This window comes from Chamaesiphon sp. OTE_8_metabat_110 (assembly GCF_031382685.1).
Lineage (GTDB): Bacteria > Cyanobacteriota > Cyanobacteriia > Cyanobacteriales > Chamaesiphonaceae > Chamaesiphon.
In genome coordinates this window covers 1-7,140 of sequence record NZ_JANMZA010000038.1, presented here as the reverse complement: position 1 = coordinate 7,140, position 7,140 = coordinate 1, and the positions used below count along the sequence as shown (strand labels likewise).

Below are 7,140 nucleotides of genomic sequence, written 5' to 3'. Positions count from 1 at the left end.
GATCGAGCGTGGAAAAGTCAAAGTTGGCGAAAACGTCGAAATCGTCGGGATCAGAGACACGCGTAGCACCACGATCACTGGTGTTGAAATGTTCCAAAAATCCCTCGATGAAGGTTTGGCTGGCGATAACGTCGGCGTACTGATGCGCGGTATCCAAAAAGCCGATATCGAACGCGGAATGGTCATTGCGAAACCAGGCAGTATCAAGCCTCACACCGTATTTGAAGGTGAAGTATACGTACTTACCGACAAAGAAGGTGGTCGTAAGACTCCATTCTTCCCCGGTTATCGTCCTCAGTTCTACGTTCGGACGACTGACGTAACTGGCAACATCCAAGCCTTTACTGCCGATGACGGTAGTGCTGCTGAGATGGTGATGCCTGGAGATCGGGTCAAAATGACCGTAGAACTGATCAACCCAGTCGCGATCGAACAAGGAATGCGCTTCGCAATCCGTGAAGGCGGTCGGACGATCGGCGCTGGTGTCGTCGCCAAAATTATCAAATAGGTTAATTACCTAAATTAAAGATAGAGATATGCCTTGGGTGTATCTCTATCTTTGTGTCTGATGAATTATTTCTTACTTTTGTACCTTGACAACCAAACCCTAAAATTATGGCAACTATTACTCAGCAAAAAATTCGGATTCGTCTTAAAGCATTCGATCGCCGTTTACTAGATACCTCATGTGACAAAATTGTCGAAACTGCCAATCGGACTGGCGCAACTGCGATCGGGCCGATTCCCTTACCAACTCGCCGCCGGATCTATTGCGTCTTGCGATCGCCCCACGTCGATAAAGATTCCCGCGAGCATTTTGAAACTCGCACCCATCGTCGCATTATCGATATCAAAGATCCGTCTGCCAAAACGATCGACGCCTTGATGAAATTAGATTTACCAGCAGGTGTAGATATTGAAGTGAAACTCTAGATATTGAGCCAATAACTTATGTTCAGAAGTCCTCATTTGAGGACTTTTTTGTAGATGTTATCATAAAAAGTAAGTTGCATTGCTAGAGGTCGATCGCATGGTTAATACTCAAATCCGTCAGCTCACTAGTACCGAATATTACGGCATGATGGAAAGTGGCATTATCAGGGAAGGAGAGCGAGTAGAATTAATCTTAGGACAAATTTTCACGATGGCGGCAAAAGGTACTCGGCACACTGTTTCTACGACCAGACTCATAACAGAACTACCGATGCTCATTCAACGACGGGCGATCGTGCGCTGTCAAGATCCGATTACTTTGCTCAATAATAGCGAACCGGAACCAGATATCGTCATCGCCAGATTGCGATCGGATGATTATGTTAACAGTCATCCATCTCCTGCTGATATTATCCTTGTAATTGAAGTCGCGGATTCGAGTATTAAGTTCGATCGCGAGACTAAAGCTCCACTCTATGCTGCTGCCGGAATTAGTGAATATTGGATTGTTAATTTGATTGACGATCGCTTAGAAATATATCGTCAACCTGAAGGTAATATTTATACTAGCGTGCAAATTGTTACGCCGCCGCGCTCGATTAACTTACCTGAATTTCCAGAGATTTCACTAGATATTGGCGATTTTTTCCCAGCTTCAAAAACTTAGCAAAACATCCATCTATTGCAAATGAACTCGTTCGATTGCGGGTACTTAGAGGTAATCCAGCCAAGAATCTATACCTCAGATTAGGTTTTAGAGCAGTTGAGACATTGGACGATTGCGATATCCTCGAACGGGGATAATGTAGCCGAGCAGTTTCTGCCCCATGACTTAAGCTGCGATTGGATCGAGATCTGTTCGCCAGTCATCAAGACCTATAATGAAGTTGGAGATCGCAATTATGACGTTTGGCACCTAGCACTTATGGGGTTAGATCCGTTAACCTTAGATAAGAACCCATGCTTTACATCTAATCCGTAAATGGCACTTTCTTCTACAATCGCCGTGAGAGAACTCCCCTTATTCCCGCTTCCCGAACTGGTGCTATTTCCCGGTCGTCCTTTACCGCTGCATATTTTTGAATTTCGCTACCGGATCATGATGAACACGATCATGAGCAGCGACAGGCGATTTGGCGTGCAGATGTGGGATCCCGTCAGAGGACAACCAGCAGATATCGGCTGTTGTGCGGAGATCGTCCACTTCCAGCAGTTGCCAGACGATCGGATGAAAGTTCTGACGATGGGACAGCAGCGGTTCCGAGTGCTCGAATACGTGCGCGAGAAGCCCTATCGAGTGGGGTTAGTTGAGTGGATCGAAGATCGTCCCACCGAAGCAGATTTACGCCCCTTAGCGACCGATGTGGAGCGACTCCTGCGCGATGTGGTGCATCTGTCTGGTAAGCTCACCGAGCAGCCCGTCGAGCTACCAGATAATTTACCCGAACTGCCGATCGAACTATCGTACTGGGTAGCCAGCCATCTATATGGTGTGGCTGCGGAACAGCAGGCTCTACTCGAAATGCAAGATACTACGACACGACTCGATCGAGAAGTAGAAATTTTGACATCCACTCGCAATCACTTAGCGGCGAGAACGGCGCTCAAAGACGCTCTACCGTAGGACTAAGCGGTATTCTTAGTGCTATTTTAGGAGGAGATGGGAGATGGGAGTTGGGAGTTGGGAGAGCCTGAAGAGTGACTGAATTATTGCCGTTATCTAAACTTCGGGAGTCAGGCTGATGTTCGATAAGATCGATTGTAAGTAACTATTGAATTCATCGATCGAGCGAGGGGCGGGGACTTTAGGCATTTTGGCAGCTAAGGGCGACCACATTTGCCACAATAGCGGCATCCCTAGCTCAAATTCTGGCATAAATTGCAGTCGATCGAACACCGCCAACGTTTCACCCTCTGTAATCAGCCGCCCTTGCTCCATTACCAAAATCCAGTCCGCCCATTGATAGACAAAATCCAGATCGTGAGTGGCGATTAGCAGCGTCGTACCACGCTGGGCGATCGCTTCTAATTCTACTAATAAGTTGCGCGTCTGTACCGAGTCGAGGTAAGCTGTCGGCTCATCTAAGAGCAATAACTCTGGGTGCAAAGCCATTACCCCAGCAATACTCACCCGCTTTTTTTGTCCTAGGCTCAAGTGTTGTAAGGGCGACATTGCCAAGGCTTCTAAATTAAAGTCCGTAAGCGTCTTCATCACTTTTGCCGCTACTTCTGCTGTGGGTAAACCTTGATTGCACAACCCATAAGAAATATCTGCGGCGACAGTTGGTGCGACGAGTTGCTGTTCGGGATCTTGAAATACTAAACCTACCCGTTGTCGCCAGCGTCTGAGTGCGGCTCGATTGAAAGCTAAGGGGATATTATCTAATATAACCTTCCCCCGATCGGGCTGAGCTAATCCATCCGCGATCGCCAACATCGTAGACTTCCCACACCCATTTTGACCGATTAGTGCCGTCTTTTGCTGTTTGGGCAGCCGCAAACTCAACCCTTGTAGAGTCGGCGTCGTTGCCATTGGATAGCTATAATAAACGTCTTGAAACTCCAGTAAATATTCAGACATAGCGCCGATACAAAATTTCTCCAATTGTCAGTACCAGACAACCTGCGATCGATTCTATGGCATAACGCCACGAGTACACATGAGACTGCGGCTGCCAAAATCGCAATTCCCCATTGAAACCTCGCGCATTGATGCCTAGTGTCAACTGGCGATAACGGTTCGCCGTCCGGTGAATCAACTGTCGTACCAGTAGATTCAAGCTATTGAGCCGCAAGCGGTGCGTCCGATAACCACCGCGCGAGATTTGCGCTGTGATAATTGTTTGTGCGGTATCTCCCAATATAAAAATGCAGCGGTAAATTAATAACGATAACTCAATCAAAATCTGCGGACAGCCAAGTTTTTGGCAAGTAACAACCAGATCGATCGCCGGAATTGTCAATACGATAAAAAACAGCACCGAAGTACTCGCCGAGGATCTTACCAGCAATTCGAGTGCCCGGATCGTGCCGCGATAACTCAGATAAATCTGCCCGCTGCCGATGCCCATGTGCCACAAGGTATCAGCCTGAATTGCAGGTGTACTGTTCCTAGCATACTCGATCGCGATCGCTGGCAGACTAGTTATCAAAAACACTAAAACTCCCACCAACATCGCACCGTAAACCCGACGCGGAATCCCCGCGTAAATGACGATCCAGACACTCATCCACCCAAAAATGAGGATTTGTACCGGGTAGTGGCTGACCAGCGCTAGCAGCAGCATCCAGAGGGCAAACCAGAGCTTTTGAGCGGGGGGAAGTTGGCGCAGCCGATTGCTATAGGCAAGTGTATCGAGATGAATCTGCACTAATCGCGATGTTCGATCGAACGGGTAATTCGATCGGCTTGACGGCGTTCGGTGCGCCCTTTATATAAACCTAAAATATAACAAGTCACACCCGATCCGATCGCCGCTTGAGTTGCAAATAAAAATGTTTCAATTTCACCGCCTGATGGCTTAATTACAGGTTGGAACCACGGCTTGTAACCCGGTTGAACTTCTTCGATCGCCGTTTGATTCCGGCTGTCTGTCGCCTTAAATTCTTTACCTTGAAAAATCAAAACTGGTGCAAAAGATAAGGCAGCAACAATACCTAATAGCCACCAATTACTCGTTAATTTCTGCATCTAAATTATTTCCTGGTTTAAAGAGTCCTAGTATTCTCAATTCCTGTTGACCGTAGTCTTGCAGCCAGTTCCATACCAGTAAAGTTAATAATCCTTCACTAATTGCTAAGGGAATTTGGGTAATCGCAAATACACCAACGAATTTAATAAAGGCCGCTATAAATCCGCCTTGCGCGGCTGGAAAAGCTAGTGCTAATTGCACCGCTGTTACTAGATAAGTACACAAGTTTTCTAACATTGAAGCCATAAATACTGCGACTTTTTGATGCACAGTTTTGGCGATCGTATTGTAGACAACATACGCGACCAGCGGACCGACAATTGCCATCGAAAAGGCATTTGCACCCAATGTTGTCAATCCGCCATGAGCCAATAGTACCGCTTGAAATAGCAATACCAATCCACCTATTACCGACATCACCAAAGGGCCGAATAAAATCGTGCCTAGTCCCGTTCCAGTTGGGTGAGAGCTGCTACCATTGACCGACGGAATTTTGAGCGCAGAGAGGACGAAGGTAAAGGCTCCAGATAATGCTAGGAGTAGCTTTAATTCTGGGTGCGCTGTCGTAATCCGATCGATCGATCGCAAGCCCACTAAGAAAAAAGGCAAAGCAACTACCCACCAAAACACTGCCCACTCAAAGGGTAAATAGCCCTCGGCAATGTGCATCGCCTGAGCTGGTGCGGGCGAGCCAATGACTAGATAGCTACTCAAGCCAGCTATTGCCAGCAAGGTAGCAACTTTTTGATATTTTGTTTTCATTGATTTCTAGTGAGTTTGCTATGCAAGATAAAGCTGAGCCGAGCCATCAGTTTTATCTTGCCAACCCCAGTCTCAAAGCTCTAATTTGCACTTGCTCCCCTAGAAACCAGTCAGCCCATGATAAATTGTAGTAAGCTTCGAGCATTAGAGCGGAGATTGCTCCGATGCTCGTTCGATCCAAATATTTTGTCACCTTGAACCTCGCAGATGAACGTAGTTTATTTCAATCGACAGGCGTTCTGACTCAGTTAATTCAAGATTTAACACGATCTAGAGATTGAGTTATGGCATCCCGAATACATTACAGTTGCGGGACAGCGTTGGATTTTGCACCAATCTTTCCCCGTCGATCTCCGCGACCACCCAATCTCGATCGAGGTGGGTTTATCCGCGACTGGCTACATCCTATCACGCGAGCTAATCTCTCGATCGTAACTATCGAGCATTAGTGGGAGTTGGGAGTTGGGAGTTGGGGGGAGGGGGTGACGGGGAGACGGGGGGAGGGGGAGGTTTTACCTCTTACCTCTTACCTCTTACCTTTTACCTCTTACCTCTTACCTCTCCCAACTCCTACCTCTTACCTCTTACTTCTTACCTCTTACCTCTTACCTCTCCCAACTCCCATCTCCCATCTCCCAACTCCTACCTCTTACCTCTTACCTCTCCCAACTCCCATCTCCCGTCTCCCATCTACCGCGCCCCCAATTGCTGAAGCTGATGAATGATTTGAGCGTGTTGGAGATCGTCACGATCGAATTGATAAAGACCCATTTGGGCGTATTCTAGTGCTGAATAACTCTGAGATCCGCCAGCGGGAGCTTGAATATCGGCACCTGCATCGATGAGCAGCCGCACGATCTCACCATAACCCGCATAGGCAGCACTGGCGATCGGCGTAAATCCTAATTTATCCCGGAGATTGACATTTGCGCCAGCTCGAATCAAGAGTTCGACGATCTGGGTATGTCCGGCGGCGGCGGCATTTCCAATCGCCGCACCGCGATCGAGATCTTTATTTACATTAGTTGCCAACAACGAGCGGACGCGATCGACATTCCCGGCTGTCGCAGCTTGGATCAGTTGGATCGATTCGAGTCCGGCTGTCGATGCGCCCGCCTGCATCAGCAGATTAAACATCGGGTAGTTTTCGGCAGCGGCTACCGAGGATAATACCGTGTGTCCGCGATCGTCTTGGACGTCGAGATTGGCACCAGCCGCAATTAAGACTTCCACACAGTCGGTATAACCAGAACCCGCCAACGCCGCATGAAAAATCGCTGTTTTCCCACCAGCACCACGTTGATTGACATCAGCACCACCAGCAATCAACAGCTTGGCAATATGCTGCCGATTGCTGGCAAAAAAGCTCCCAGCAGCTAGCATTAAGGCTGTCATCCCAGTTGCTAAACCATCGTCATCGCTAAGCAAATTAGGATCGGCACCCGCAGCTAAGAGCGAGTCAACTAACGATCGATGCCCGTAATATGCTGCCGCCATCAAGGCTGTATGTCCTTTAGCGCCGATTTCGTCGATTTCCACACCGATTTCAATTGCCCGATTGACTTCATCGACATTGCCGATTGTCGCCATTTCTATGAATTTTTCCACCGGGCGATTTTGTTCGCGAATCCGCCGTTTGCGAGTCGCGTGGAGCAATTTTTAGCCCTAGCGATCGGCACACAGTCGAAAGGTGGTATTTACTATTGGATAGAGATAATTATAAATATAGCGGTCTTCACATTTTGCTGCGAGT

Annotated in this window: 9 protein-coding genes and 1 riboswitch; of the genes, 4 read left to right on the top strand and 5 right to left on the bottom strand. The window is 47.8% G+C overall.

Going from position 1 to position 7,140, the window contains the following annotated elements; all coding sequences use genetic code 11:
* The 4 genes from RMO52_RS01595 to RMO52_RS01580 all read left to right on the top strand — a co-directional run.
* The coding region (locus RMO52_RS01595) for an EF-Tu/IF-2/RF-3 family GTPase (RefSeq protein ID WP_310410326.1) at nt 1–508 on the top strand (508 nt) is incomplete at its 5' end.
* A gap of 107 nt (nt 509–615) precedes the next feature.
* On the top strand, nt 616–933 hold the full coding sequence (rpsJ, locus tag RMO52_RS01590; RefSeq protein WP_015161331.1) for a 30S ribosomal protein S10: 318 nt from the start codon (nt 616–618) through the stop codon (nt 931–933).
* Nucleotides 934–1,030: 97 nt separating this feature from the next.
* On the top strand, nt 1,031–1,600 hold the full coding sequence (locus tag RMO52_RS01585; RefSeq protein WP_309738521.1) for a Uma2 family endonuclease: 570 nt from the start codon (nt 1,031–1,033) through the stop codon (nt 1,598–1,600).
* A gap of 315 nt (nt 1,601–1,915) precedes the next feature.
* Nucleotides 1,916–2,557 (top strand): LON peptidase substrate-binding domain-containing protein, encoded by a 642-nt coding sequence (locus tag RMO52_RS01580; protein WP_309738520.1) that lies wholly within the window; start codon nt 1,916–1,918, stop codon nt 2,555–2,557.
* 96 nt (nt 2,558–2,653) lie between these two features.
* Here the strand turns inward: RMO52_RS01580 and RMO52_RS01575 are convergent, their stop codons facing one another.
* The 5 genes from RMO52_RS01575 to RMO52_RS01555 form a co-directional block, all read right to left on the bottom strand.
* A complete protein-coding gene (locus RMO52_RS01575; protein ID WP_310410323.1) occupies nt 2,654–3,514 on the bottom strand; it encodes an ABC transporter ATP-binding protein in 861 nt (286 codons plus the stop codon).
* Complete coding sequence (gene cbiQ / locus RMO52_RS01570; protein ID WP_309738517.1) at nt 3,507–4,304, bottom strand: cobalt ECF transporter T component CbiQ; 798 nt, start codon at nt 4,302–4,304, stop codon at nt 3,507–3,509. The genes RMO52_RS01575 and cbiQ overlap by 8 nt, the downstream gene beginning before the upstream one ends.
* Nucleotides 4,304–4,624, bottom strand: coding sequence for an energy-coupling factor ABC transporter substrate-binding protein (locus tag RMO52_RS01565; RefSeq protein ID WP_309738516.1), 321 nt, complete (start codon nt 4,622–4,624; stop codon nt 4,304–4,306). Before RMO52_RS01565 ends, cbiQ begins: the two co-directional genes overlap by 1 nt.
* Nucleotides 4,605–5,387 (bottom strand): energy-coupling factor ABC transporter permease, encoded by a 783-nt coding sequence (locus RMO52_RS01560; RefSeq protein ID WP_310410321.1) that lies wholly within the window; start codon nt 5,385–5,387, stop codon nt 4,605–4,607. Before RMO52_RS01560 ends, RMO52_RS01565 begins: the two co-directional genes overlap by 20 nt.
* A 211-nt stretch (nt 5,388–5,598) precedes the next feature.
* A riboswitch (cobalamin riboswitch) is annotated at nt 5,599–5,769 on the bottom strand.
* A gap of 308 nt (nt 5,770–6,077) precedes the next feature.
* The gene (locus RMO52_RS01555) at nt 6,078–7,043 is read right to left on the bottom strand and encodes an ankyrin repeat domain-containing protein (RefSeq protein ID WP_310410320.1); all 966 of its coding nucleotides are present in this window, start codon (nt 7,041–7,043) and stop codon (nt 6,078–6,080) included.
* Nucleotides 7,044–7,140: the final 97 nt, after the last annotated feature.

What these genes read in the sequence shown, in the direction of transcription:
- RMO52_RS01565 (WP_309738516.1), bottom strand. Translation starts at nt 4,624, where the DNA reads ATGCAGAAATTAACGAGTAATTGGTGGCTATTAGGTATTGTTGCTGCC.
- RMO52_RS01585 (WP_309738521.1), top strand. Translation starts at nt 1,031, where the DNA reads ATGGTTAATACTCAAATCCGTCAGCTCACTAGTACCGAATATTACGGC.
- rpsJ (WP_015161331.1), top strand. Translation starts at nt 616, where the DNA reads ATGGCAACTATTACTCAGCAAAAAATTCGGATTCGTCTTAAAGCATTC.
- RMO52_RS01580 (WP_309738520.1), top strand. Translation starts at nt 1,916, where the DNA reads ATGGCACTTTCTTCTACAATCGCCGTGAGAGAACTCCCCTTATTCCCG.
- RMO52_RS01560 (WP_310410321.1), bottom strand. Translation starts at nt 5,387, where the DNA reads ATGAAAACAAAATATCAAAAAGTTGCTACCTTGCTGGCAATAGCTGGC.
- RMO52_RS01575 (WP_310410323.1), bottom strand. Translation starts at nt 3,514, where the DNA reads ATGTCTGAATATTTACTGGAGTTTCAAGACGTTTATTATAGCTATCCA.